This window comes from Acinetobacter sp. YH12251 (assembly GCF_013417465.1).
GTDB lineage: Bacteria > Pseudomonadota > Gammaproteobacteria > Pseudomonadales > Moraxellaceae > Acinetobacter > Acinetobacter amyesii.
In genome coordinates this window covers 1-1,098 of sequence record NZ_VPDZ01000058.1, presented here as the reverse complement: position 1 = coordinate 1,098, position 1,098 = coordinate 1, and the positions used below count along the sequence as shown (strand labels likewise).

1 protein-coding gene is annotated in these 1,098 nt (G+C 42.1%); it reads right to left on the bottom strand.

All coding sequences use genetic code 11. The features are described 5' to 3' along the window. Positions 1–1,098: efflux RND transporter permease subunit (locus tag FTV27_RS17050; RefSeq protein ID WP_180079341.1), on the bottom strand; the 1,098-nt coding region annotated here is incomplete at both ends.

The following is a 1,098-nucleotide window of genomic DNA, read 5'->3' as shown; positions in this document are numbered from 1 at the left end:
CATTTGGAAGCTGAATAGGTAACTGGGAAACAGATGCGACACTACGGTCTTGCTCTCCAAGACGGATAACAAAATCAAAACGACGATCGCCTTCTAAAATCTCTCCCACGCTTTGTCCACCAATACTGGTTGCCACAAGGTCTTGAATTGAACGCACACTCAAACCATATTGTGCAGCCAAAGTTTTATTTACCTCGACATTCAGTAATGGCAAACCTGAGGTCTGCTCAACTTTCACGGCACTGCTACCCGATATTTGCTGAATGATTTTGGAGATTTTAGTCGCCTCAGTATTGAGGACATTCATATCATCACCGAAGATTTTCACACCAACATCACTACGCACACCTGAGATCAATTCATTAAATCGGAGTTCAATCGGTTGTGAAAATTCACTATTATTGCCTGGAATCGTGGCTAAATACGTCACCATACGGCCACGTAATTCATCTAAACTTTCTTTAGGATTTGGCCATTCTGAACGAGGCTTTAACATGATATAGCCATCTGAAATATTGGGTGGCATGACATCTGTTGCAACCTCGGCTGTACCCGTTCTGGCAAATACTGCCTTAATTTCAGGGAAACTCTTTAAAAGAAGTTTTTCAGTATTCTCCTGAATACGTAAAGACTCTTCTAAGCCTGTACTTGGTGAACGTAACTGTTGTACCGCAAAGTCTCCTTCACTGAGCTGTGGTGCAAATTCACTGCCGAGTTTGGTACTGATAAATCCCGTAATCACTAATACACACAGTGCAAAAGTCAGCACAACTGCTTTGTATTGATACGAAATATCAAGAGTTTGCTGATATTTAGCTTTTAGCCATAACATCCAACGACTTTCTTTTTCTTGAATATCGCCTTTGACCCACAATGCCACAGCAGCAGGCACAAAGGTGATCGATAAAATAATGGCTGCAACAAGGGCTAGTACCACTGTCAATGCCATCGGATGGAACATTTTTGCTTCCACACCACTTAAAGCAAAAATCGGCAAATACACCACCAAAATAATAAGCTGACCAAAAATAAGAGGACGACGTGCTTGGCGGGCAGCCAGAAAAACTTCCTTAAAGCGTTCACTTTGTGTGAGAGGTC